The sequence below is a fragment of the Desulfacinum infernum DSM 9756 genome (genome assembly GCF_900129305.1).
In the GTDB taxonomy this organism is placed as follows: domain Bacteria; phylum Desulfobacterota; class Syntrophobacteria; order Syntrophobacterales; family DSM-9756; genus Desulfacinum; species Desulfacinum infernum.
Genome location: NZ_FQVB01000047.1, coordinates 1 through 25,224, shown reverse-complemented (window position 1 = coordinate 25,224; position 25,224 = coordinate 1). Strand labels below are relative to the sequence as shown.

Sequence of the window (25,224 nt, the reverse complement as noted above, 5' to 3'; positions counted from 1 at the left end):
TCCGAGGGTTCCTTTTGAGAGGACTTGAAAAGGTGAAGGGCGAGTTTGCCCTGATGTGCGCTGCTCACAACATTTCGAAGGTTGCAAGGGCTATTCTGGGCGGCATCGTAGATCTTAGGGAAAGGCGAATGATGCAGCTGGCCGCCTGAGGAGGCGGTTCGAGCCCGCTTCGACTGTTTTTGGGGCTCCGCAGATGCCTCCAACGCTCCCTGAAGAGGTGCTCGACAGGCTATCATAGCATTTCCGCCCATATCGCCTTCTCACAACTATGAAGTTGTTTGATAAAAGCAGCGTTCTCGGACAGCCTCCTAGGGGCGAATGATGATTCGCCCCTATTAGGCCCCGAGCGCACGAACGAAACGAGGACGGGTTTCATATGAACATTGGACGATTTCTCCCCCATGGACAGGTCCTGAAGGGCGGGCGGAAAACCCGCCCCTGCCAAAACACTCGGACCCCTTGGGTAGGGGCGGGGTTTATCCCCGCCCGCTCGTCACTTCTTTTGCCACGATCCGTCGGGACGCTGAATCATCCATCCCGGACGCGCCGTCTTCTGCCACTCCTCGGCAAAAACTCGCGCAATCCGCGGGATCTGGCCTGGGTCCACCTGGAGCGCCCTGGCCACTTCGGCGTAGAGGGCCTTTCGGTCGGCATTGACCGACTGGACCAGGCGTGTCACCCGGGCGCGATCCTTGATGGAGAGCGTTTCGGGATGAAGCAGCACCACGTAGCCATCCGCCCCCTCTCCCAAGACCCCGTTGGCGAAGTAGGGAGCCAACTGGGCGTCCGACCGGGCCAGGCGGCTTTTGAGTTCCCGAATCGCCGCATTGGACACCTGCACCTCCTGAGCGGCAAAGGCGTTGGGCACCACCAGGCAGAACCGGATGATTCTCGGCACCATGCCCTGCTTGTCCCCCGAAGGCGCCGCCGGCGGCTGCTCCGCAGGTTCCTTGCGGATATCCCCCACGATGTCTTCCGCCGCCTTGCGAACTTCCTCCGCCGGAAAGTAGATGTTGATGGTCACGCAGGAAACAAGGAATAGAACGAGAAAACCCACTGCCAGCTTGCCCATGAACGACCCTTTCATCGCGCACACCTCCCGTTTCTACTGAACCCGAGCCTTCCCGGACTTGCCGATCCGGGAGAGCCTTGCCACCATGTCGTTCCAGGATATGCGGTTGCGCGGGTTCTGGTTGATCACGTTCACCCCGCGCACAAGCCCGCGCCGAACCAGGTACTCCCGACCGCCTTCGTGCACCAGCCCGCGGATCGTGAAGTAATCGTTTTCCAGCCTACACCGGATGCCGATCTTTTGGTACGGGAAATCCTTGAAAAAGACCTTGAGAAGAGACGCCATCCCGACAAAAGGCGACTGGGCGGTGCCCACCTGCGCCAGATTGTCGATGGCGGTCACGCTGATCTTCCTCTCCACCGGGGAGTCGTCCTGGCTCTGCAGAACCAGGTCAAAAGCGATGGGAGCTCCGTAGGCAAAACGAAGGTTGGTGATCCGCCCCTTCAGTTTGCCGGTGACCCGCCCGAACGCAGTGGCACGGGTCAGTTCCTCGAGATCCACGTCGGTCCAGGAGGCGTCCAGAATCCCTTCCCGAGCCTCACTGAGCACGTGGCGCACCTCCAAACGCTCAACGTTCACAGTGCCGGAAAAGAGATCCACGGTGAAAGGGCGGGCCGCGACGATCCGTTCCCCCTGGAGCCTCAGCTCCTGATCCGCCAGATGCACCACCGGTCGCACGGCACCTTGAAGAGACGGCGGCAGCAGGGGGCTTAGATCCAGTGGAACCGCGTGGATCCGGATTTGGCCCTGCCGGTTGGAGGTCCAAACGTCTTGAGCCCCCCCGGGCCCCAAGAGAACCGTCTGCCCGTCCCAGGGGATCCGTACGGCCTCCGGAAGGCGCATCCCGTTGGGGAGCGCTTCCAACCGCAAAGTCGCAGGCCCCAGCTTTAATCCCGAGAATTCCGCTCCCTGCCAGGAAAGACGGCCCACGGGTGGCGACGGCCCATCTTTCGGCGGCACTCTGCCCGGCCCGGACCCCGTTCTTTTACCGGAAGGGGAGGATCCGTCGGCGGCGGATGGGGCGATCCTTTCATACCATACGGGACATTCCAGATGGAGGCCGGTAAGGTTCACGCCCTTTTCCGGTATTCGGACGGTCCCGTCCTGCAGCCGGAAGATGCCGAGCGCCCGTTCCAGGCCGGCGCCGATCCACAGGTGAAGGTCCGCACCCAGGCGGCCCGCCCAACGAACGGCGGCCAGCCAGGGCACTTCCGCCTCCAGAGGCTGGCGCAAAAAAAGATCCAGCAGAGGGCCCACCTCCTGGTCGGCAAGGGACACGTGGAATCGGCCTCCCAAAGGGGCCAGGGCGCCGGAGCTGTGGAGCAGCCGGATCACCGCCGCTCCCTGGACCGCCAGCGCGCCGCTCTGGACACTCCAACGACCGGCGGCAGGATCCACGTCTCCCCGCAGTTCCATGGAAACGGGATGCTTGGACAGGTTCAGGTAGAAGCGGTCCCAAAGGATCTCACCGGCGGAGGCGCGTGCCTCCACACGGCCTCCCAGGATGGCGCCCGATCCACCCTCCAAGCGCCAACGGATGCTCCCGCCCAGCCCTTCTCCTGCATGGAGGAAGAGGGAATCGTGAAAAGAGGCCTTCTCCAACCGGAGATGTCCGCTGATCTCCCAGGATCCGGACGCACCTTGCACCCATGTCGCCTGGAGGTTCGCAGGGAAGAGGAGCTCCCAATCCCTGCCGGGCTCCAGCGGTCCCCGGAGCAGGTGGCGCAGCTGAAGTTCGAGGCCTTGAAGGTCCAAGCGAAGGCTTTTTCCGGGCACCGCCGTTCCGCGGATCACAAGAGCACCCACCCGCGGCAGGCGGATCACCAGCTCCTCCAATGTCACCATGCCCGACGGCTTGGAGATCGCGGCACGCACCTGAAACGATATATTTTCAATCTCGAAGGATCCTTTTGAGCGTACGCCATCCCAGAGCAGACGTTCCAGGAGCCCGTCATCCACTTGGACGCGGACGCCGGCAGCCGTCCGCTCCAGCGTTATCCGGGCCCGGACCCCTTCCAGGGCGAACGGCCCGATCTTGTAGGACGCCTCCTCCACGTGTAAGGTGACGCCGGGTACGGGATCCGCCATCGCCAGCAAGTGATGGGCTCTTGCTGCAGTAGTGTCGCCATTGGAAATCGTCGGACGAACTCCCTGGACGGACGGTGCCGGCCCGATCAGAGCCGACAGAAGAAGGCACGCCGCTGGCAGGAGCCCTCGACAACAATTCTTCTTCAATCGGCCTTGTCCGCGCGGCATGTGCCTTTTCCTTCTATTCGCCAACGAAAATGAACGTCTTGCCATTACGGTAGGTTACGGAGACTTTCATGAAAACTGAACGTTTTTCATCGGGTTTCATGATTCCAGCGCGAATTGCGGGCGGGGATAAACCCCGCCCCTACCCCGGAGGCCTGTGCGGTTTTGTAGGGGGGGCTTCATGCACGCCCTTCAGGGCCCTACCCGGAGGGAAAATCGCCCCCATTGGGTTAATGAAAAAGAGAACCGCGAATGAACGCGAATAGACGCAAATCATTTTAGTTGTAGGAACTGCGAAGGCCGCAATGAGGGTGCCCGGCAATGCAATGGGCGCGCAATGACTCATAGAGAACGGCATATTGCGGCGTTCCGACAAATGCCCTTGCTCCGGCCCGCTCTTTCATCCATGCGGGGTGGCGCAAGGGGAGCCATGACTGTTAGGTTGAAATACAACACATAGGTGAAATCGCAAGAACCATGAGCCACAGGGGCGAAAGATCTTTCGCCCCTACGGTCCCACGGCTTCCCGCATATTGCGTCAGGTGAAACCCTTCGTTGCAATGACCCGACGGGAATGAAGTTAGACGGAGCGCACCGGCGATGAAAGAAAAATGTGTGATCGGCATCGACATCGGCGGCACCCACATGCGATCGGCTCTGGTGGACCGCAAGGGAACGGTGCTGGCCTTCCGAAAGGCCCATTCCGAGTCCCGGCAGGGCCCGGATTCCCTGGCACACCGGCTGGCCCAGCAATGCCTGGCCCTCCTGGCCGACGCAGGCCTCCCTTCCCACTTTCTCTGCGCGGTGGGGCTGGGGGTGGCCGGCAAGCTGGATCCGGCTTCCGGGTCGGTGATCTTTTCCCCGAACCTGCCGTCCTTGGCGGGCTTTCCGTTGGCCGTGAAGCTCCAGGACGCCCTCCAGGTGCCCGTGGTATTGGAAAACGACGCCAATGTGTTCGGCTTGGGCGAAGCCTGGCTCGGCAACGCCCGCAATCTCCCCCATTGGATCGGGGTGACTTTGGGAACCGGCGTGGGGGGATGTTTCTTCGCCCACGGGAGGCTCTGGGAAGGGGATCGGTTGGGATTTTCGGGCGAGATCGGCCACGTCATCGTGGACCCGGAGGGGCCGGAGTGCGCCTGCGGTCAGAAGGGCTGCCTGGAGGCCCACGCATCGGCCACCGCTCTGGTCAAAGGAATTGATCTCGCCCGGAAAGAGGGAAGAGCCCTGTCCCCCCTGCTCAACGAGGCGCTGCATGCGGGCAAGCTCACCGCCCGGATCGTCCATCAGGCGGCCGTCCAAGGCGACCCGACGGCCCGTGGGCTCTTTTCCCGCATGGGCTGGGCCCTGGCCCTGGCGCTCTCGAACCTCTTCACCTTCCTGGGGATCTCCACTGCGGTGATCGGAGGAGGCGTGGCCGCTTCGTGGGACCAGTTTGCTCCCCCCATGGAAAATTACATCCGGCGGGTGCCCAGCATGCTCGATCCTCACCGCACTCGTATCCATCGCAGTGAGTTGGGCGACATGGCCGCCGTCTTCGGTGCCGCATCCCTCGCCTGGCAGCGGGCGGAAGGACGGTAGCGGGTAATTGGAAGTCGTGTGTCCCTTGGGCGTGTAGGGCGGTTCGCGAACCCCTCATTTCCATTTGCGTCTATTGGCGTTCATTCGCGGTTCTCTTTCACGTTAAGGAACGCCGCTTCCGGGAAAAGGACCGGCAGACCGATGACCAGGGCGCCTCATGCGTTTTCAAAAAAGCTTCTACCCGCCGATGGCGGACATGGGGCGGCCGATGCACTTGCGGGTCACGGCTTCGTCCATGTGGTGGCGCTTGGGTTTGCGCGCGGTGGCCTCCAGGATGGCGGACGCCAGCTTGGCGTCGGACGCCCCGGATCGCAGAAGCGCTCGCAGATCCGTTTCTTCGCTGGAAAAAAGGCAGGTCCTCAGGCGTCCCTCGGCGGTCACCCGCAGCCGGTTGCAGGTGGGGCAGAAGTGATGGCTCACCGGACTGATCACACCCACCTTGCCCGGCGCTCCCGGATACTGGTAGTAGCGGGCCGGCCCGTTGCCGTTTTCCGGCCTGGCCGGCTGCAAGGGACCCACGGCCTGCAGGCGATCCAGGATGGCGTCGCTCGACAGAAACCGCTCATGGAAGGCATCGGGCCGGAAGGGCATGAATTCGATGAACCGAACGTGGAAGGGATAGTTGCGGGTCAGCCCCGCCAAGGCCTCCACCTCGTCGTCGTTCACGCCCTTCATGGCCACCACGTTGATCTTGATGGGGAAATGGCCCACCTCATGGGCCCGGAGGATCCCGGCCCACACCCGGTCGAAGGCGTCCACGCCGGTGATGCGCGCGTATCTATCCCGCTGGAGCGTGTCCAGGCTCACGTTGATCCTGCGGACCCCCGCGTCGAAAAGGCCCTGGGCGTAGGCTTCCAGGAGAAGCCCGTTGGTGGTCACGCTCACATCCTCCAGGCCCGGCATGGCCGCCACCCGGGAGCACAGGTAGAGGAAATTCTTTCGAACGAAGGGCTCTCCGCCCGTGATCCGCACCTTGCGGATCCCGAGCTCCACGGCCACCCGCACCAGCCGGAGAATCTCCTCGTAGCGCAGGATCTCCCGGTGGGGAATGAAGGTCACCGCCCCGTCCGGCATGCAATAGACGCAACGCAGATTGCACCGGTCGGTGATGGAAATCCTCAGGTAGTCGATCCGCCTTCGGTGGGCATCCACCAGGGAGGCACCGTTTTCCGGCGTCACCTTCGATTCCTCCATTTCGTCAGCCTTTCGCCCCTGCTGCTCCGTCATCCGCTCTTCTCTCCCTTTCGGGTCTCATAAGGCTTCCCGGATCGTTATGTCAATAGCGGAATAGCGAAGCACCGCCAGGGACGCCGCGCAAAGGCGCATTGTGCCCCGAGGCGCTTCATGGTATCAAACCCGATGTGTACAGGCTTCATTCTCTGCCGGTTCCTGAGGGTCGGGGAATATTCACGGCCGGGCGGCTTTCCGCCGAGGACCTTCCGGTCATCTACGCACGCTGCCGAGAAAGGAGAGGAACATGCCGAGCAAGACCGTGGGAATCACCGTGACGGAACATCTCCTTCGTCAGCAAAGGGAAAACCCGAGGGCGACAGGCGCCTTCACGTTGCTTTTCAACGAACTGGTGGTGGCCGCCAAGCTGATCCATCGGGAACTCAACAAGGCCGGGTTGAACGACATCTACGGCTTCACCGGGGACACCAACGTGTACGGTGAAAAGGTCCAGAAACTGGACGACTACGCCCACCGCACCCTCATCCGCCGCCTCACCCAGGCGGGGCAGCTGTGCGCCATCGCGTCCGAAGAGGACGCCGACGTGATCGAGATCCCCGCGGAAGTTCCCCGTGGACCTTACATCCTCCTCATGGATCCCCTGGACGGATCGTCCAACATCGACGTGAACGTGAGCGTGGGGACCATCTTTTCCATCTATCGCCGCAAGAAGGAAGACGGCCCCGTGACCTTGGACGAAGTGCTTCGAAGGGGCTCGGAGCAGGTGGCGGCGGGCTACTTCATCTACGGTTCCAGTACCATGCTCGTCTACACCACCGGCCGCGGGGTGCACGGATTCACGTTGCATCCGGCCATCGGCGAATTCTTCCTGAGTCATGAAAACATCGCCATGCCTGCCCGGGGGCGGATTTTCAGCGTCAATGAGGGGAACTATTGCTACTGGGACGAAGGCGTGCGCCGTTACGTGGACCATTTGAAGTCGCCGGACGTCCGCCAGGGGCGCCCGTACACGGCCCGCTACATCGGGTCCCTCGTAAGCGATTTCCACCGCAATCTGCTGAAGGGCGGGATCTTCATGTATCCCGCGGACACCAAGGACCCCAAGAAGCCCCACGGCAAGCTGCGCCTGCTCTTCGAGGCGGCTCCCATGGCCTTCGTGGCCGAACAGGCGGGGGGAGCGGCCACGGACGGAACCCGCCGCATCCTGGACCTGGAACCGGAAACATTGCACGACCGCGTGCCGCTGTTTGTGGGCAGCAAGGAAGACGTGGAGGAAGCCCGTCGCTTTGTGGCCGGCGAAGCCAACGCCCCCGCCGGGCCGGAAGTGGACCGCCCACAGGAAAGTTCCTGACAACGAACCAGCCGGACGGACGTTTCATGCTCATTTTGGGAATCGAGACATCGTGCGACGAAACGGCCGCCGCCGTGGTGCGCAGCGGCCGGGAGATCCTCTCCGACGTGGTGGCGAGCCAGATCGCCGTCCACAGCCCCTACGGCGGCGTGGTGCCGGAGCTGGCATCGCGAAAGCATGTGGAAGCCATCCTACCGGTCATCCGCGAGGCCCTGGATCGGGCCGGGTGCTGCGCCGGGGATCTGGACGCCGTGGCCGTCACCCAGGGCCCGGGGCTGGTGGGCGCTCTTTTGGTGGGGCTGAGCGCCGCCAAGGGCTTGGCCTACGCCCTCGACAAGCCCCTTTTGGCCGTGAACCACCTGGAGGGCCACATGGAGGCGGCCTTTCTGGACAAGGAGCGCCCCGAAGAGCCCTTCATCTGCCTGGTGGTCTCCGGAGGCCACACCTCCCTCTACCTGGTCACCCCGGACGGCTCCAGCCGCTGCGTGGGTAGCACCCGGGACGACGCAGCCGGGGAGGCCTACGACAAGGTGGCCAAGCTCCTGGGGCTCGGCTATCCGGGAGGGGTGATCATCGACCGGCTGGCACGGCGGGGAAACCCGGCCGCCTTCGACTTTCCCCGGTCCCGGCTGGAAAAGGGATCCCTCGATTTCAGCTTCAGCGGCATCAAGACGGCCGTGGCCTATTTCGTCAAGCGCTACGGGCCTCCCGTTCCCGAAGGAAAGGGGGAGACCCCTTACCGCCTGGAGGACCTGGCGGCCAGCTTCCAGGAAGCCGTGGTGGACGTCCTGGTGGAAAAGACCCTGGAGGCCGCCGAGCGCTACCGGGTGCGACACGTGGCCACGGCCGGCGGGGTCGCCGCCAACAGCCGGCTCCGCGAGCGGTTGGAAGAAGAATGCGCCTACCGGCGCCTGCAGCTCCATGTGCCGTCCATCCGCCACTGCACGGACAACGCCGTGATGATCGCCGCCGCAGCCTACCGCTTGTGGCTCCGGGAAGGCTTCACGCCGGACCCCCTGGACCTGGACGCCGTTTCCCGCATGTTGTGACGGAGCCTCCCGTGGATCTTTTCCCTTCCCCCCATGAGTATTTCCGGGATCAGCAGGGGCGCCCGCGAAAGCGCCTGGGCCAACACTTTTTGGCGCAGCCCAAGACGGCGGAAAAGATCGTGGAAGCCGCCCACGTGGAACCGGACGACGTGGTGGTGGAGGTGGGCCCGGGCCTGGGAGCCCTCACCGCTTTTCTCGTGGGCCGATGCGCCCGTCTGCATCTGGTGGAACTGGATACGGACCTGGCCTCTTTTCTTTCGGACAGGCTCGCATCGCACGGCCATGGAATCCGGGTGCACTCCATGGACGTCCTTCGGTTCCCCTGGGACGCCTGTGCGCGGGAAGCCGGCCGCCCGCTGGTGGTGGTGGGAAATCTTCCCTACAACATCAGCTCGCCCCTCATGTTCCGGCTGCTGGAAAACCGGAGCCTTATCCGCCGGGGGGTCTTCATGGTCCAGCGGGAAGTGGGGGAGCGCCTGGCCGCGGGCCCCGGCACCAAGGACTATGGCGTCCTGAGCGTGCTTCTCAGCATCTACGGATCGGTGGAGCCGCTTTTTAGCGTGGGCCCCAAGCAGTTCTATCCGCCCCCCAGGGTGGATTCCCTGGTGGTTCGCCTTCGCTTTCACGACCGGGAGCCCGACGTGCCCTTCCAGGACATCCGGGCCATCGTGAACGCCGTTTTCCAGAAACGTCGAAAGACCTTGGCCAACGCGCTCATGGGCGCCGTGCCCGCTTCCGGGGAAACCCTTCGCCGGGCCATCCTGCGCGCCGGCCTCAACCCCACCGATCGGCCGGAACGCATCCCCCCCGGCTCCTTTCTCGAGCTCGCCCGGGCGTTGAGGGAGGAGGGCTGAGGGATGGGGGATGGACGGATGGGGTCGGTTCCCAAGCAGCCCCAGCGGTCCTGTCCGCACCTATTCCAGCGGGATTTCGATGATGAACGTGGTTCCCTTGCCCTCCTCGGTTTCGAAACTCAGCCGCCCGCCGTGCTTGTCCACGATCACCGAATGGCTGATGGCCAAGCCTTGGCCCGTTCCCTTCCCCACTTCCTTGGTGGTGAAAAAGGGATCAAAGATCCGGTGGCGGATGTGCTTCGGGATGCCGGTCCCGGTATCGCTGATACGCACCTCGCACACATCGTCCCGGTAGCGGGTTGTGACGGTGATGGTGCCCTTCTCCCCGCGCCCCCCATCCAACGCATCCTTGATGGCGTGAGCCGCGTTGACGATGATGTTCAAAAAGACCTGGTTTAGTTCCGCCGGGATGCAGGGGACGGGGGGCAGGGTGGGGTCGAAATCGGTCACCACGTCGGCCACGTACTTCCACTCGTTGCGGGCCACGGTGAGGGTGTTTTCCAGCGCGTGGTTGATGTCCAGGGGAACCTTCTCCTCCTGACCGGGATGGGAAAACTCCTTCATGGCGAGAACGATCCTGGCCACCCTCTGAACCCCTTCCAGACTCTGGGAGATGGCCTGGGGAATTTCTTCCAGCAAATAATCCACGTCCAAGGATTCTTCTGTCTGGGTCACGGCCTCGGCCGCTTCCCGCAACTCTTCCACGGTAAGAGCCCTGGAACACAATTCCCGGTACTTTTCCATGAGATCTGCCAGATCCGTGAAGGCATCCTGCAAAAACCGGACGTTGTCTCCGATAAACTGGGTGGGCGTGTTGATTTCGTGAGCGATGCCGGCAGCGAGCTGCCCTATGGATTCCAGCTTCTGGGCCTGAGCCAGTTGGCTTTCCAGGAGCTTTCGGTGGGTGATCTCGGCCCCCATGACGAGCAATCCCATCCCCCGGTTTTGGTCCAGCTCCACCGGGTTGATGTTCAGGCCCAAAAAACCGGGTTGTCCGTCCACCCGCGTGTAGCGAAGATCGTCCACCCTCTGGGACTTCTTTTTGGCCCGGCAGCATGCCATGGCCTGACGCACCCGATCCCACTGCCAATCGATTCCCAATTCGTCCAGATCCCGCCCGACCACGTCTTCCGAGTTCAAACCGAAGACATCCTCGGCCATCTTGTTCCAGCGAAGGACGCGGCCCTCGGCGTCCAGACCGATGAGCACCGAGGAGATGGCCGAGAAGAGCTGGTCCAGTTCGCGATGGGCGCTTTTCAGGGCCTCTTCCGCCTTTTTTTGGCGGGTGATGTCCCGCAATACTGAGACGTAGCCGGTAACGTTGCCTTGACTGTCCGGGATGGGGGCGCTGGTGGCATGGAAATACGCCTTCAGCTTCTTGTTGTAGACCTCGGTTTCGTAGACGCGCTCCTCTCGGTGCCCCCCATTGGAAGGACATTTGTCACACATTCGGTCGCGATCGTGGAGAACCGTGTAACAGGGCTTCCCCACAAGGTCCGATTCCAGCCCGCTAACCCGTTCCCGGAAGGCCCTGTTGACTTGCTCTATGTGAAGGTTCTTGTCCATCACCGCGATCAGGTCCGGCACTGCGTCAAAGGTGCGCTCCCATTCCTCCTTGGCGCGCTCCAGGGCCTCCTCGGCCCTCTTCTGCGCCGTTATGTCGAAGATCACCCCGGACATGTAGTCGATCCCCCCATCGGGCTTTCGGACGATTTGACCCCTGTCCTGGATCCAGCGCTCCCTGCCTTTCGCATCCTGGATCCGGTATTCGCGAACGAAGGCTCCCTCTTCCTTGAGGGCTTTCTTCACCGCGGCCCTCAACAGCGGAAGATCCTCCTCCAGGATCATTTCGTGCCACCGTTTTCCGCCGGAAAGAAAGGCCTCCGGGGGATACCCGGTAATGTCCATGACCCGCTCCGAAACAAAGGTGACCGTCCAGTCCGGATTCCCCACGTAGACCACGCACGGCAGGGTCTTTACCAGGAGCGCGTATTCTTCCTTCTGTCTCAAAAGTTCCCGTGTGCGCTCGGCCACCAGAGCTTCCAGGTCTTCCCGATAGCGCCGGTTGGCGACTTCCAGGTCGCGACGGCGAAGGGCGCTTTCCACATCGATTTGGATAGCCGTAAGATCGAAAGGCTTGACGATGTAGCCATAGACCCCCAGATCAAGGGCCCGCCTGGCCACCGCAGGGTCGTCCATCACCGAAACGAGCAAGGTGGCGGTATCCGGATGGGCCCGAACCACATATTGTATGAAATCCAGGCCTGATTCGCCCGGCATGTTCACATCACTCATGACGAGATCAAAGGTCTCGGTTTCCAGGATCTTCCGGGCCTGTTCTGCAGAGGCGGCCGCGGTGCACTCATAGCCCACCTTTTCCATGGCCTTGGCCACCAGCGCCCGAACAGGTGCCTCGTCATCCACAATCAGGATGCGTCTCATGGTCCACCTCGTCTCAATGTCTGTCTCCCACTGCTTTACCTTGAGTGGCTCTCTAGTGGTTAAGATCGGATGTCGCAACGCAGCGCTTGAACGGATTCGCCCCACGCTCCTTTCAGTGGATATTTCGCTCATGGAGTGAATTGCTGATGCCGAATAAACCAACAGCGGGGAAGAAGACGATCAGGCAAGGAGGAGCGCCAAGTGGAGTGGAAGATTCTGTTCGTGGACGATGAGCCCAATGTCCTTCAAGGCTTACGCCGCATGCTGCGACCCATTCGCCGGGAATGGACATTTCACTTCTGTGCGGGCGCCCAGGAGGCTCTCCAGCTCTTGGACCAGGAACCCGTGGACGTGGTGGTTTCCGACATGCGGATGCCCGGCATCGACGGTGCGCAATTTCTCCTGGAGGTCAAAAGAAGGCACCCGGACATCATTCGGATAGCCCTTTCCGGCTATTCCGAAGAAGACCTTATCCTCAGGGCCGTCCGGTCGGCGCACCAATATCTGGCCAAACCATGCGACCCCGAGAAACTCAAGGCAACCATCGAACGGGTGAAGACTCTACGGGCTCTCCTGGGCGAGAGGGCCCTGCGAGAGCTGGTTTCCAGTGTTGAGACCCTGCCCAGCCTGCCTTCTCTCTATGAGCAGATCATGGAGGAGTTGGAGTCCGATGACCCCAGTCTGAAGAGGGTGGGGGAGATCATCTCCCGGGACGTGGGCATGACGGCCAAGATTCTCCAGTTGGTCAATTCCGCTTTCTTCGGCCTGTCCCGCCATGTGGGCAGTCCCGAGCAGGCGGTGACTCTCCTGGGACTCAACACCGTTAAGACGCTGGTCTTGTCCACCCAGATCTTCAGCCAGTTCGAGGAGGGCCGTTTTCCCCCGGGCCATATGGATCAACTCTGGACCCACAGCCTCAACACGGCCCTTTGCGCCAAGACCATCGCCTTGGAAGCCGGGGCGGAAACAATGATCGTCGAAGACGCCTTTATGGCCGCCATGCTCCACGACGTGGGCAAGCTGATCCTCATGCACGCTCTTCCCGAAAGGGAAGCCCTGGCCCTGGAGCGCTCCGCAGCCACGAATGACCCTTTGTGGAAGAGCGAGGAGGAGCTCCTAAACGCCACGCACGCGGAAGTGGGCGCCTATTTGCTGGGGGTGTGGGGACTTCCCGACAACATCGTAGAGGCTGTGGCCTTTCATCATTTCCCGAGCCGGTGCCCCCACCGCGAGTTCAGCGCCCTGACCGCGGTTCACATTGCCGATCTGATGGATTACGCCCTTCATGGAGGACCGTCCTACCAGGGACCCAACCTGGCGGACCAAGTCTATTTGGCGGACTTGGGAATTCTGGGCCGGCTCAAGGAGTGCAAAAGGGCTTGCTCCGAGGTGTTTCAACAGCAATAGGAACGAGACATGGCCGAAAAGATCCTTTTTGTGGATGACGACCCCAACATTCTATCGTCCTTCAAAAGGACTTTGAGGAAGCACTACGCCATTGAGACGGCCCTGGGGCCCGAGGAGGGCCTCAGGGCGGTGCGAGGCAGTACTGCTTACGCCCTCATCATTTCGGATCTACGGATGCCGGTGATGGACGGCATCCAGTTTCTTACCAAGGTGCGCGAGATCTGCCCGGACACCATTCGGATGATCCTCACCGGCAATGCGGATCTCCAGGCCGCCATGGACGCCGTCAATCAGGGTAACATCTTTCGCTTTTTGACCAAGCCGTGCCCTCCCGAGACCCTGGTCATGGCCATCCAGGCGGGCTTGCAGCAGTACCGGCTGGTCAAAGCGGAAAAGGAGCTGCTGGAAAAGACCCTGCGCGGAGCCATCCAGGTGATGGCCGACGTACTGAGCCTGGTGAACCCCGAAGCCTTCGGGCGGGCCTCCCGTATTCGGCGCTACGCCAGGGACATCGGCACAAGACTTCAGGTACCCAAGCTCTGGCAGTTGGAGACCGCGGCCATGCTGAGCCAGATTGGATGCGTGATCCTCACGGAGGAGGCGCTGCAGAAGGTCTTTACGGGTCAGCCCCTCTCGGCCGAAGAAGAGCAGCTCTATTCCATGTACCCGTCGGTGGGAGCGGATCTCATCGCCAAGATCCCCAGGCTGCAGGACGTGAGCGAGATCATCGCCTACCAGGAGAAACGCTTCGACGGCTCCGGTGTGCCCAAGGATGAGCGATATGGGGAAACGATCCCCCTGGGAGCACGGATTCTCAAGGTGGTGCTGGACTTCGACGCCCTGGAATCCTCGGGACTTCCGCGGGCCGCCGCACTCCTGCAAATGAAGAGGCGCCGAGGCTGGTACGATCCGCGGGTTCTCGAGGCCCTGGAAGACGTCCTGGGAGACGAGGCAAGGTTCCAGGTGAAGGAGATGGCGGTACAGGACCTGCAACTTGGAATGATCGTGGGCCAGGACGTGCTGAGCTTGAAGGGGGTGCTCCTGATCAAGAAGGGACAGGAAATCACCCCGGCTCTCCTGGAACGGCTCAGGAACTTCGCCAAGACGGTGGGCATTCTGGAGCCGGTCCGGGTGCTTCTGCCGATCAAGTGAGGTGAGGATCAGACATGAAGAAGACCGTTCTGTTCGTAGACGACGAACCCCACTTCACCAGTGCGGTCAAACGCGCGCTGCGCCAAGAGCCCTACCGGATCCTCACGGCCAATTCGGCCATGGAAGCCTTGCGCATCCTGTCCGAAGAGGCGGTGCACGTGGTGGTTTCCGACGAGCGGATGCCGGGTATGACAGGGTCCGAGTTTCTGGCCGTGGTTCGGGATCTGCACCCGGAAACCCTGCGGATCATGCTCACGGGCTACGCCACCCTGGAAGCGGCCATCCGGGCCATCAACGAGGGGGAGATTTACCGCTTTCTTACCAAGCCCTGCCAAGCTCAGGATCTTTCCCAGGTGATCCGCCAGGCCCTGGCCTACCAGGAAGCTCTGGAACAGTCGTCGAGAGAAAGGCAAGGGGAGGCGACCCCTTCCGACGCCTCGTTGCTCATGGACGAATTGGAGCGGCACCACCCCGGCATCACCCGCCTCAAGATGGACGAAACGGGGGCCATCATCCTGGACGACGCCGACCTGGGGCTGTCGCAGGAACCGCCCCCCCGCGGAAACCGAACCGACGGCTAGGAGGCTGTCCGACAATGGCTCTCCGGTTCAAGATGCCGGAGATCTGGCATCCCTTCGTAGCCGCGGGGCTTCAGCCCCGCGGGAGACGGCCATCGCAACCCCATGAAGTGACGGGCAATAGCCGATGGCCCATCCGACGCCCGGCAGTCTTCCGCAGCCCTAAAGGGCTGCGCTACGAGAAAGGACATGGTCCCCGGCGTTCTCGGGCAGGTTCCTAATAGTCCATAGAAAGGACGTTCAGGGCCTTCATGCCCCTGCTGGCACAGGCCATGGCCATCTTCCCCGCCACGGACATCTGGGCGAACCCGCAGTAGCACATGTAGTAGAGGCGGTTTTCGAACTGGGGCCGGTAGTAGATGCTCATGCGGTGCTTGCCGCACTTGGGGCAGCGCTGCTTCCTGAGGGACATGAGGGGACCGCGAGAATCCATGATGTGAACCTCCGTTTGAGCCGTTTGCTTCCGCGTTCGGGTGATCATTGAGTTTCGGCCGCTGCCGAACGCGGCGGAACATAATCCCTCTTCTTGTCGTTTTCAAGGGGGCGGAAGACCTGCAGCACCCTCGGCGAGCGAAGCCCTCGCGGGAACTCTTTCGTTGCCGCGGGCCCACGCCTGAATGTGGGATTGAACCCTGAATCCCGGACTTCCAACTTGCTTCTCCTCCCCGCGCCTTGACAAAGGAACCACGTCCTGATAAGGAGGCGGCGGGTATTTCCAAGCCGCCGACTCCGCTTGGATCCCGGAAGGGACCGAGACGGAAGGGTGTTCCCACCGGCAGCGTGCCAGCGGTTGACGTTGTGGACGGAGGCCTTCCGGACGACGGTCTAGAAGGCCTTTCTTTTGTGGGGCGCAAGCAGGGAAAGGAGGAGCCATGCGCGTCATCGACACCATCGCCGAGATGCAGCAGCAGGCCGACCAGTGGCGCCGGGACGGCGTCCGCATCGGTTTTGTGCCCACCATGGGCTTTTTCCATGAGGGGCACCTGGCCCTCATGCGGCATGCCGGGACCCTGGCCGACAAGGTGGTGATCAGCATCTTCGTCAATCCCACCCAGTTCGGCCCCAATGAAGATTTCGAAAGCTACCCGCGGGACATGGACCGGGATCTGGCCATGGCCCGCGGCGTGGGGGTGGACGTGGTTTTCGCCCCCAGCGTGGAAGAGATGTATCCCGAGGGCTTCCAGACGTATGTCACCGTGGAGGAGGTCACCCGCCCCTTGTGCGGGGCTTCCCGCCCGGGACACTTCCGGGGTGTGGCCACCGTGGTGGCCAAGCTCTTTCACATCGTGAAGCCCCATGTGGCGGTCTTCGGCGAAAAGGACTACCAGCAGCTGCTGACCATTCGGCGCATGGTTCGCGATCTGGCCATGGACGTCCAGGTGGTGGGCCATCCCATCGTGCGGGAGGAAGACGGCCTGGCCATGAGCAGCCGCAACACCTACCTCTGCGAGGAAGAACGCCGGGAGGCCCTCCTGCTCTCGCGGTCCCTGGAAGAAGCCCAGCGCCTCGTGGGGAAAGGGGAGCGGAACGGCGAGGCCATCCTGGCACACGTTCGCCGCGTCCTGGGTGCCGGACCCCGGGTGCGCATCGACTACGCGGAACTGCGCGATGCCGAGACCCTGGGGACGGTGGAAACCCTGTCCCGACCGGCCCTCCTGGCCTTGGCCGCCTACGTGGGCAAGGCCCGACTCATTGACAATACGGTCTTGAAACCTTAAAGAGGGCCATCCGGCAAGCCACGCATTCGCAAGGAGAAAACCATGCGTCGCATCATGCTCAAGAGCAAACTGCATCGCGCCCGGGTGACGGATGCGAACCTGGAATACGAAGGGAGCCTCACCATCGACCAGAATCTCATGGAACTGGCGGATATCCTTCCCTTCGAACAGGTAAAGGTCTATAACGTGACCAACGGTGCCCGCTTTGAAACCTACGCCATCTGCGGTCCGCCCGGTGGGGGAGACATCTGTCTGAATGGGGCGGCGGCCCGCATGGGCGCCCCGGGAGATCTTATCATCATCGCCACTTATGCCGAATATGAAGAGGGCGAGGCGCGGGACCATGAGCCACGCGTGGTCCTGCTGGACGGGACGAACAAACCCAAGAAGCCGGAGATCGTCAAAGGTTGGCCTTCCTGAAGAACCTGCGAACCAAGATCCGAGCGTATTTCATTGCGGGGCTGCTCACGGTGGTCCCGCTCTCCTTTACGTTCTACGTCATCAGCCTGCTCTTGAAGCACGGGGACAAGATCTTCAACCTGATCCCCGAGCGCTTCAATCCGCGCACCTACATCCCGTTTCCCATTCCGGGGTTGGGCATCGCCCTGGTGGTGCTCCTGGTTCTGCTCACGGGCGTGCTGGTAAAAAACTACGTGGGCGGGCGCATCGTGGAGTTCGGGGAGCGCATCGTCTATCAGATCCCCCTGGTGCGCCCCATCTATATGGCGGTCAAACAGCTTCTCATCGCCATCTTTTCCCAGTCCGACGACAGTTTCAAGCGCGTGGTGCTCATCGAGTATCCGCGACGCGGCATCTACGCCATTGCGTTTGTGACGGGCGTGCCCAACGGGGAGGTGCAATCCTTCCACTCCGAACGCATGATCAACGTGTTCCTTCCCACCACGCCCAACCCCACGTCGGGCTTCTATCTTCTGGTTCCGGAAAAGGAGACCATCCCGCTCACCATGACGGTGGAGGATGCCTTCAAATTGCTTATCTCCGGCGGCCTGGTCAGTCCGCCCGACGCCCGCGCCGGAAACCGCAGCAGGGCGTGCCGGCCGTCTCCGGCATCGCCGGCCGGCACCAACGATTCCAAAGAGTCTTAGAAGGGAGAAAAGCCATGTCCATGAGTTCTTTCCTGTTCACCTCCGAATCGGTGACGGAAGGCCATCCTGACAAGGTGGCCGATCGCATCTCCGACTCCATCCTGGATGCCATCCTGACGGAAGACAAGGCGGCCCGCGTGGCCTGCGAGACCCTGGTGACCACGGGTCTGGCCTTCGTGGCCGGCGAGATCACCACCTCCGCCTGGGTGGACATTCCCGAGATCGTCCGCCAGACCATCAAGGACATCGGGTACAACGATTCCGCCATGGGCTTCGACTGGGCCACCTGTGCGGTCATCTCCTCCATCGACAAGCAGTCCCCGGACATCGCCATGGGGGTGAACGAGGGCGAGGGCCTTTTCGACGAACAGGGAGCCGGCGACCAGGGCCTCATGTTCGGATTCGCCTGCAACGAAACACCGGTGCTCATGCCCATGCCCATCTACTATGCCCACCGGATCACCCGCAAACTGGCGGAAGTCCGCAAAAACGGCGTTCTCGACTTCCTGCGCCCCGACGGCAAAAGCCAGGTGACCATCGAATACGTGGATCACAAGCCGGTGCGCGTGGACACGGTGGTGGTGGCGGCCCAGCATACGCCCGAAGTGAGCTACAAGACGATCCAGGAAGGGATCATTGAGGAGGTGATCAAGAAGGTGATCCCTGAAGAACTCCTGGACGACAAGACCCGCTTTTTCATCAACTCCACCGGCCGGTTCGTCATCGGCGGCCCCATGGGCGACTGCGGCCTCACGGGCCGAAAGATCATCGTGGACACCTACGGAGGGCAGGGGAGCCACGGGGGCGGCTGTTTTTCCGGTAAGGACCCCAGCAAGGTGGACCGAAGCGCTTCCTACATGGCCCGTTACGTGGCCAAGAACATCGTGGCCGCCGGCCTGGCCGACCGGGTGGAAGTGCAGGTGGCCTACAGCATCGGCGTGGCCGAACCGGTGTCGCTCATGATCGATTCTTTTGGCACCGCCAAGATTCCGCCCGACGAGATCGCCAAGATCGTGCGGGAAGTCTTCAGCTTCAAGCCGGCCAACATGATCCGGGATCTCAAGCTGCTTCGCCCCATCTACAAGAAGACCTCGTGCTACGGCCACTTCGGCCGAAACGATCCGGACTTCACCTGGGAAAAGACGGACAAAGTGGACATCCTGCTGGAAAAGGCCGGGAAGCTGGGGGCCTAGGAGGCCCTCCGAGCGAGCTCCATTGGTGCTGCTGCACGAGACAGATATGGACAGGAAGGAGAACGATCGGATGGATTTTCATATCAAGGACGAGGCCCTGGCCGAAAAGGGCAGACTTCGCATCGAATGGGCCGCCAAGTCCATGCCCGTTTTACGCTCCATCAAGGAGCGTTTTGAAAAGGAAAAACCGCTGGCAGGCGTTCGCATCGCCGCCTGTCTCCACGTGACGACGGAAACGGCCGCCCTGGCTCAGACCCTCCAGGCCGGAGGCGCCGATGTGCGCCTTTGCGCCTCCAACCCCCTGAGCACCCAGGACGACGTGGCGGCATCCCTGGTGGTCCATGACGGCATCCCGGTTTTCGCCATCAAGGGCGAAGACAAGGAGACCTACTACAAGCACATCCACGCCGCCCTGGCCCACGAACCCCACATCACCATGGACGACGGAGCGGACCTGGTGAGTACGCTCCATTCCGAGCGCCAGGACCTGCTGGCCCACATCGTGGGCGGCACGGAAGAGACCACCACCGGGGTCATCCGTCTTCGAAGCATGGCGGAAAACGGCGTGCTGCGCTACCCCATCATCGCCGTCAACGACGCCGACACCAAGCACCTTTTCGACAACCGCTACGGCACGGGACAAAGCACCATCGACGGCATCATTCGAGCCACCAACCGTCTGTTGGCCGGGTCCACCTTCGTGGTGTGCGGCTACGGATGGTGCGGAAGGGGCGTGGCCATGCGGGCCGCCGGCATGGGAGCCAAGGTGGTGATCACCGAAGTGGATCCCCTGCGGGCCTTGGAAGCCGTCATGGACGGCTACCAGGTGATGCCCATGGCGGAAGCCGCCCGCATCGGCGACTTTTTCTGCACGCTTACGGGCGACATCCACGTGATCCGCCGGGAGCACTTCCAGGCCATGAAGGACGGCGCCATCGTGAGCAATTCCGGCCACTTCAACGTGGAACTGGATCTGGAAGTCCTGGAAGCCATGGCGGTTTCCAAGCGGACGATCCGCGACTTCGTGGACGAATACCGCCTGGAGGACGGGCGCTGCATCTACGTGCTGGGAGAAGGCCGCCTGGTGAACCTGGCGGCGGCCGAAGGCCATCCCTCCAGCGTCATGGACATGAGCTTCGCCAACCAGGCCCTCTGCGCCGAATACATGAAAAAGAACGCCGCCAGCCTGGAAAAGAAGGTCTACGGTGTTCCCGAACACATCGACCGGGAGATCGCGCGGTTGAAACTGGCCAGCATGGGTGTGAGGATCGATACCCTGACTGAGGAGCAGGAAAAGTACCTGAGCTCCTGGGAAATGGGGACTTAGGTGCTTGTCTGAAACGTCAGGGATGACCGCTTTTTTGCGTAGCGCAGCCCTTCAGGACTGCGGAGAAATCTGCGATCTTCGGGCGGACCTCGGGGATTTCGTTTCAATTCATGCGGCTACGATGGCCCCTCTCCCGCAGGGCTGAAGCCCCGCGGTTACGAAAGATAGCGAGTCCCTTCTCGGGTGAGGAAAGGGACCCGTTCTCGGAGGGGCTCCCCGACCTTTCCGCCCTCGTTCCGCAAAGACCTGAAACCCTCCGGGGCACGCCGCCTGGCCGTGCCCCGGGCCGTTTCAAAACCCGGAGCCTCACTACGCCATGGCCATAAAAACCCCCGATTCAGCCTCCATGTCCGGCATCGCAGTCGACAAGATCCTTCGATTCCACCGACGGGTCACGGCACTCCTGGCCGCGCTCCTCTTCCTGGCCGGATGCGCTCCCAAACCCCCACAGGTCACGCCATCCAAGCCTCAACTCTCCCGGGTGTCGTGGGACACCTTGGCCGGCGCAGAAGACGACCTGCAACTGGAAGGCCTGGAACAAGCCCTGGCCCGATCGCTCAGCTATTTTGAAAGGGGCGGGCGGGAGATCTCCTTCCTGGTGGAGGGCCGGAAGGTGTCGGCCGATCGGATCCGTCGCACGCTTCTGTTGCTCAGGGAGATGCTCGCAAGGGGCGAGCTCCGTCTGCCGGCGCTTGCCCGGCGCTTTGACCTCTACGCATACCCCAGGCAGGTGCACTCAGGTGGGAACGTCCTGGTCACGGGGTATTACGAACCCGTGCTGGAGGCGCGCCTCGAGCCCGACCATGTCTTTCGTTATCCGTTGTACTCACCACCTCCGGACCTGATCCAGGTGGCCCTGGAGGAGTTTCCCTGGCTTTCGGCTCCTGAGACCGGGCCGCGCCGGGTGCTGGGAAGGATCGAGGGCAATCGTCTGGTGCCTTACTTCGATCGCAGGCAGATCGACGGGCAGGGAGCCTTGCAGGGGCGAGGGCTGGAATTGGCCTGGCTGAAGGATCCGGTGGACGCCTTCATCCTCCACGTGCAGGGCTCCGGAGTCCTGCGGTTCTCCGACGGGACGACCCGACGCGTGGGTTACGCCGCCGGCAACGGACGGCCCTACCGGAGCATCGGAGCCTACGCCATCGCCCGGGGCTGGATTCCTCGCGAAGAGATGAGCCTTCAGACGCTTCGCCGGCTCCTGAAGGACCATCCGGAACGGCTCCAGGAGATCCTTTGGCACAACCCCAGCTACGTCTTCTTCCGGTGGGTCGAGGAGGGGCCTCTGGGAAGTCTTAACGTCCCTCTGACCCCGGGCCGTTCCATCGCCGCCGACAGCGCCTGGTACCCGGACGGCGTGCCGGCCGTCCTGACGGGGCGCCTGCCGCTCGGGGACGGAACCCACCGGACGAGGCCGTTTCAGCGCTGGGTGGTCCACCAGGACAGCGGCGGTGCCATCCGCGGCCCCCATCGCGTGGACCTTTACTGCGGCACCGGCGACGCGGCCGAAGCCGTGGCCGGCCGACTCAAGCATCAGGGGAATTTCTATATCGTGCTCAAGAAAATCGACGAACCTGCCGATATCCTGGATTAAGCAGTCCCCGGCCGCCGCTACACCCTATTCCGAAGCGGGCCCTTCGGCGAGCAGTCGGTGAAAGAGGAGCACCAATTCGTCAAAAGACCGACACATGGCGGCGGCCGCTTCCCGGACATGTTCGGCGGGCGCTGTAGCGGTCTCATCCGAATAGAGGTGGTTCAGAAGAACCTGTTGTGCGGTTCGGAACCGATCGGTGGCCCGTTCGCCCATGGCGATGAGACTGGGACGAAGCTCCCGAGGGGGAACTCGGGCCGCCAGTCCGTCAAGCTGTTTCTGTTTGGATTCGTATTCCTTGGCCAATGACAGCAGCTGTTCCAGGGCTTTTTTCGGGGGGCGGGCCATTTCGGTCTACTCCTTGCTATTCTAGATGCCCGTAGGGGCGAAAAATCCTTCGCCCCTACGGAGATTGCGGATCTCACGCGCCGGGGAGCCAGGACGCGGTCCGGAACCAACGCCGAGACGGCGTGCCCGGTGCCGAGGCCTCGTGCCGGGAGCCATTTGCCGCACGGGCCTGACACGCTCCGAGCAGTGACTACCTTAGGGAGGCGGAGAAGGCAAGCTCCGCAAGAGGGCGAAACCTTCTTTCTTCGTGATTCGGGAGAGGTGCGGAAGAGGCTTTCTTAAACCATACTTTTTTTGTATAGTTTGTTTAACGGGCTCAAAAAGACTGTGCGATTTCACTCTCAAAAGGATCTTCGGAAGCATCATGACCCCGCGCAGATATCGAGAGCTCGAATTCCCATGGAAGGTGGTTTGGTTCCCATGTATGCAAAGACCCTCAAGATTACGGTAGCAGAAAGAATCCGAATTCCCTACGGGGATGTGATTCCGCCCGTCATGCGAAAGATCCAGGAACGTTTGGTGTTCACAAACCCCGAGTATGAGGCGCGGCACCTCCGGGGAGAGTGGATCGGCGGCATCCCGCCCCAGATCAACTGCATCCGCAAGGCCGGTCGCAATTACCTGCTCCCGCGCGGATTCCTGGATCAGCTCCTGGAGCTCTGCCGGAAATTTAATCAGCCCTTCAAGCTGATCGACCGCAGACGGACCTTGGACCCCGTCGAACTGGAATTCCACGGCCGTCTCAAGGAGTATCAGCTCCAAGCGGCGGAAGAGATCCTGAGCCGCGATTCGGCCACTCTCATCGGCGGCTACAAGAGCGGCAAGACCGTTACGGCCCTCTACGTCATCGCCCAGCGAAAGCAGCCCACCTTGGTCCTCATCCCGCGCATGGACCTCCTGGAAGGCTGGATGACCAAGATCGTCAACTTCCTCCAGGTGCCCTTGGAACAGATCGGCGTCTTCGTCCAAGGGCACCACAAGCTGGGGGATCGGATCACGGTGGCCCACACCGCGGAGATGATGCGCGCTTGGAAGGACGTGAAGGAAAAGGTGGGCTTCGTGGTACTGGACGAATGCCAGCGTAGCCCCGCGAAGGTCCTGACTCAGCTCATCCCCAATTTCGACAGCCGGTATCTGTTGGGACTGGCCAACACCGCTCAGCGCCGGGACAACCTGTCCCGTTTCATCTACTTCTACATGGGCGATGTGGTGTACAGCATCAGCGAAAAGGACGCCCGCGACGGCAAGGGCATCATCCGAGCCCATGTGGTGGCGCGTCCCACCGATTTCGATTACCCCTACGCCGGTGAAGACGATTACTCCCCCATGCTCAACGCGCTCATGACCGATGAAGAGCGAACGCGACTCATCGCCGACGACATCCAGGAGGAGCTTTCGGCCGGGGAGAGGCCCCTGGTGGTGATCTGCGGGGGAGACGCCCAGCAGAGGGTACTGGGACAGGAACTGGAACGGCGCGGCATACCGGTCCATATTCCCAGGCCGGCGTCCCCGGAACTGGACGAGGAAGAAGCGGACGACGACCAACCGGGGCGGGAAGCGCCCTCCTGTTGTCTGGACCTGCCGGAGGCAGGCCCAACCGCCATTCTTTTCACACCCCAAAGCCTGATGCGCTGCTACCAGCAGGTGTCCACGGACGTCCTCTTCCTGGCCGTTCCCCTCTTTTTCAAGAAGGGCTTGGCCCATGCCATCCGGAACCTCTACAAGAACGGTGACGGGGGCAACGGCCACGGGGGCAACGGAAACGGCTCCAACGGACGCCGCTTGAAGATCTACGACTACGTGGATCAGAAGGTGGGACTGCTGGAAAACTATTTCCGCATGCGCAGCTACAACTACGGGGTCCATCCGGACGTGCTGCTGAATCCCAATTGATGGGGCGGCCTGTGGGATGGGAACGACGCGAACCGGCGGCCGGAGCGGCTCCTGCCCGTTGGGGGCGCGTGGTGGCTCTGGCCCCTTTTTTGTCCCATGTGGCCGCAGTGCGGACCCTTGGAATCCGGCCGGCTCCGGCCGATTACGCCCCGGACGAAAGGGATGCCATCCTGCGGGCCGAATGGATTCTCTATCCCACGCCGCGCCTGGCCCCGGTTCTGGAAGCGGCCGGATGCCGCTGTTTCCCCACCGCCTTCACTTACACGATTTGGAAGGACCGTCCCCTGCAGTGGCGAGCGGCAGCCTATGCCCGAATTCCCGCGCCGCCGCACCGGATCTGTTATGGACAGCGGGCCAAGGAGCAGACCCTGGAACGCCTGGGACTTCCCTTGAACGCGGCGGGGCCCAACGCCGCCAAAGACCCGGTGATCCGTGCCGCCCGCCCGGACCAGTGGCGGGACGCCTGCGCTCGTCACGACCCGCTGGTGGTCTGGAAGCCCGTTCCCACGCTCGGCACGGCGGAGGTCTATTGCGTGCAGGGTAGGGCGGTGGGCTCCCGCTTCACAGCCCCCGAAGGCCGCTCGCTTCTCCCACCCGGATTCTCCTTGGACGGAGCCGTCCACATGGCCCTGCAGCTGTGCCGAGAGGTTCTCCTATCCGAGGCCGTGGTGCGTTTCCAATGGTCGGAAGACCGATGGTTGTTTGCGGGCCTTGCCCGGCCGCCCCGGTATTGGCATGACGAAGAAGGCACGCTGGATCGGTTTGCAGTCGTCGCCCATTTCCTGGAGCGGGGAATTCTTTGATGGGGACTTGATGTTAATATGAAAGAACTGTACTTTCGGTATCTTGCAGGAGCATCGGGAGCTCCAATCAACACCTAACAGGTGCGGCATCACCTGTGGGAGCACCATCACCTGTGGGAGCGGCGAAAGCCGCGAAAGGGATGGCCAGCCGTTCCGTGGCGTTGCAGCCGGCCGTTCCGTGGCGTTGCGGCCACCACCCCATCGCGCCTTGCGGCGCTCCCACAAAGACTCCTTGCCCGGCCGGTTCTTTCATCTGTGCGGGGTGGCGCAAGGGGGACCATGACCGTTAATATGAAAGAACTGTGTTTTCGATCCCTTGTA

21 protein-coding genes are annotated in these 25,224 nt (G+C 62.2%); 15 read left to right on the top strand and 6 right to left on the bottom strand.

All coding sequences use genetic code 11. The annotated features are described in order from the left end of the window. Positions 1-493: 493 nt before the first annotated feature. A complete protein-coding gene (locus tag BUB04_RS16885) occupies positions 494-1,087 on the bottom strand; it encodes a DUF1318 domain-containing protein (protein WP_073041669.1) in 594 nt (197 codons plus the stop codon). A gap of 18 nt (positions 1,088-1,105) precedes the next feature. Continuing rightward, positions 1,106-3,169, bottom strand: coding sequence for a hypothetical protein (locus BUB04_RS16880; RefSeq protein WP_073041668.1), 2,064 nt, complete (start codon positions 3,167-3,169; stop codon positions 1,106-1,108). Between the two features lie 756 nt (positions 3,170-3,925). Between BUB04_RS16880 and BUB04_RS16875 the strand changes: the two genes are divergently transcribed. After that, a complete protein-coding gene (locus BUB04_RS16875; protein ID WP_073041666.1) occupies positions 3,926-4,903 on the top strand; it encodes an ROK family protein in 978 nt (325 codons plus the stop codon). A gap of 177 nt (positions 4,904-5,080) precedes the next feature. On the opposite strand, the gene moaA is transcribed toward BUB04_RS16875, so the two are convergent. Then, positions 5,081-6,130, bottom strand: coding sequence for a GTP 3',8-cyclase MoaA (moaA, locus tag BUB04_RS16870; protein ID WP_245795224.1), 1,050 nt, complete (start codon positions 6,128-6,130; stop codon positions 5,081-5,083). Positions 6,131-6,380: 250 nt separating this feature from the next. Between moaA and fbp the strand changes: the two genes are divergently transcribed. From fbp to rsmA, 3 genes are read left to right on the top strand one after another with little or no spacing between them, the layout of a single operon-like run. Continuing rightward, entirely contained in the window at positions 6,381-7,445 is a 1,065-nt protein-coding gene (fbp, locus tag BUB04_RS16865; protein ID WP_073041664.1) for a class 1 fructose-bisphosphatase, read from the top strand. A gap of 26 nt (positions 7,446-7,471) precedes the next feature. Then, positions 7,472-8,494: a tRNA (adenosine(37)-N6)-threonylcarbamoyltransferase complex transferase subunit TsaD gene (gene tsaD / locus BUB04_RS16860; protein ID WP_073041662.1), complete on the top strand. Its 1,023-nt coding sequence runs from the start codon at positions 7,472-7,474 to the stop codon at positions 8,492-8,494. An 11-nt stretch (positions 8,495-8,505) separates the two neighbouring features. Continuing rightward, positions 8,506-9,348 carry a 16S rRNA (adenine(1518)-N(6)/adenine(1519)-N(6))-dimethyltransferase RsmA gene (rsmA, locus tag BUB04_RS16855; RefSeq protein ID WP_073041660.1) on the top strand — a complete coding sequence of 281 codons (843 nt, stop codon included), beginning with the start codon at positions 8,506-8,508 and terminating at the stop codon, positions 9,346-9,348. Positions 9,349-9,408: 60 nt separating this feature from the next. Here rsmA and BUB04_RS18885 read toward each other — a convergent pair whose 3' ends face one another. After that, positions 9,409-11,790, bottom strand: a complete 2,382-nt coding sequence (locus tag BUB04_RS18885) for a hybrid sensor histidine kinase/response regulator (protein WP_178372029.1) — start codon at positions 11,788-11,790, stop codon at positions 9,409-9,411. A gap of 201 nt (positions 11,791-11,991) precedes the next feature. Between BUB04_RS18885 and BUB04_RS16835 the strand changes: the two genes are divergently transcribed. The 3 genes from BUB04_RS16835 to BUB04_RS16825 are packed head-to-tail and all read left to right on the top strand — an operon-like array spanning position 11,992 to position 14,930. Continuing rightward, positions 11,992-13,197: a response regulator gene (locus BUB04_RS16835; RefSeq protein ID WP_073041658.1), complete on the top strand. Its 1,206-nt coding sequence runs from the start codon at positions 11,992-11,994 to the stop codon at positions 13,195-13,197. 9 nt (positions 13,198-13,206) lie between these two features. Beyond that, the gene (locus tag BUB04_RS16830) at positions 13,207-14,349 is read left to right on the top strand and encodes an HD domain-containing phosphohydrolase (RefSeq protein WP_073041657.1); all 1,143 of its coding nucleotides are present in this window, start codon (positions 13,207-13,209) and stop codon (positions 14,347-14,349) included. Positions 14,350-14,363: 14 nt separating this feature from the next. Beyond that, positions 14,364-14,930, top strand: a complete 567-nt coding sequence (locus BUB04_RS16825; RefSeq protein WP_073041655.1) for a response regulator — start codon at positions 14,364-14,366, stop codon at positions 14,928-14,930. A 214-nt stretch (positions 14,931-15,144) separates the two neighbouring features. Here the strand turns inward: BUB04_RS16825 and BUB04_RS16820 are convergent, their stop codons facing one another. Further along, complete coding sequence (locus BUB04_RS16820) at positions 15,145-15,360, bottom strand: hypothetical protein (protein ID WP_143156539.1); 216 nt, start codon at positions 15,358-15,360, stop codon at positions 15,145-15,147. 439 nt (positions 15,361-15,799) lie between these two features. Here BUB04_RS16820 and panC point away from each other — a divergent pair, with 439 nt between their 5' ends. From panC to mltA, 6 genes are all read left to right on the top strand, one after another. Next, entirely contained in the window at positions 15,800-16,645 is an 846-nt protein-coding gene (panC, locus tag BUB04_RS16815) for a pantoate--beta-alanine ligase (protein ID WP_073041651.1), read from the top strand. Between the two features lie 42 nt (positions 16,646-16,687). Then, positions 16,688-17,065, top strand: a complete 378-nt coding sequence (gene panD / locus BUB04_RS16810; RefSeq protein ID WP_073041649.1) for an aspartate 1-decarboxylase — start codon at positions 16,688-16,690, stop codon at positions 17,063-17,065. Continuing rightward, on the top strand, positions 17,053-17,751 hold the full coding sequence (locus BUB04_RS16805; protein ID WP_073041647.1) for a DUF502 domain-containing protein: 699 nt from the start codon (positions 17,053-17,055) through the stop codon (positions 17,749-17,751). Before panD ends, BUB04_RS16805 begins: the two co-directional genes overlap by 13 nt. A gap of 14 nt (positions 17,752-17,765) precedes the next feature. Beyond that, positions 17,766-18,944, top strand: a complete 1,179-nt coding sequence (gene metK, locus BUB04_RS16800; RefSeq protein WP_073041645.1) for a methionine adenosyltransferase — start codon at positions 17,766-17,768, stop codon at positions 18,942-18,944. A gap of 70 nt (positions 18,945-19,014) precedes the next feature. Then, entirely contained in the window at positions 19,015-20,271 is a 1,257-nt protein-coding gene (gene ahcY / locus BUB04_RS16795) for an adenosylhomocysteinase (protein ID WP_084076603.1), read from the top strand. Positions 20,272-20,587: 316 nt separating this feature from the next. After that, positions 20,588-21,862 carry a murein transglycosylase A gene (gene mltA / locus BUB04_RS16790; RefSeq protein ID WP_084076602.1) on the top strand — a complete coding sequence of 425 codons (1,275 nt, stop codon included), beginning with the start codon at positions 20,588-20,590 and terminating at the stop codon, positions 21,860-21,862. A gap of 24 nt (positions 21,863-21,886) precedes the next feature. On the opposite strand, the gene BUB04_RS16785 is transcribed toward mltA, so the two are convergent. After that, positions 21,887-22,207 carry a hypothetical protein gene (locus tag BUB04_RS16785; RefSeq protein ID WP_073041640.1) on the bottom strand — a complete coding sequence of 107 codons (321 nt, stop codon included), beginning with the start codon at positions 22,205-22,207 and terminating at the stop codon, positions 21,887-21,889. Between the two features lie 420 nt (positions 22,208-22,627). Between BUB04_RS16785 and BUB04_RS16780 the strand changes: the two genes are divergently transcribed. After that, positions 22,628-24,100 (top strand): DEAD/DEAH box helicase, encoded by a 1,473-nt coding sequence (locus tag BUB04_RS16780; RefSeq protein WP_073041638.1) that lies wholly within the window; start codon positions 22,628-22,630, stop codon positions 24,098-24,100. Between the two features lie 11 nt (positions 24,101-24,111). Next, positions 24,112-24,903 (top strand): hypothetical protein, encoded by a 792-nt coding sequence (locus BUB04_RS16775; RefSeq protein WP_073041636.1) that lies wholly within the window; start codon positions 24,112-24,114, stop codon positions 24,901-24,903. Positions 24,904-25,224 lie beyond the last annotated feature (321 nt).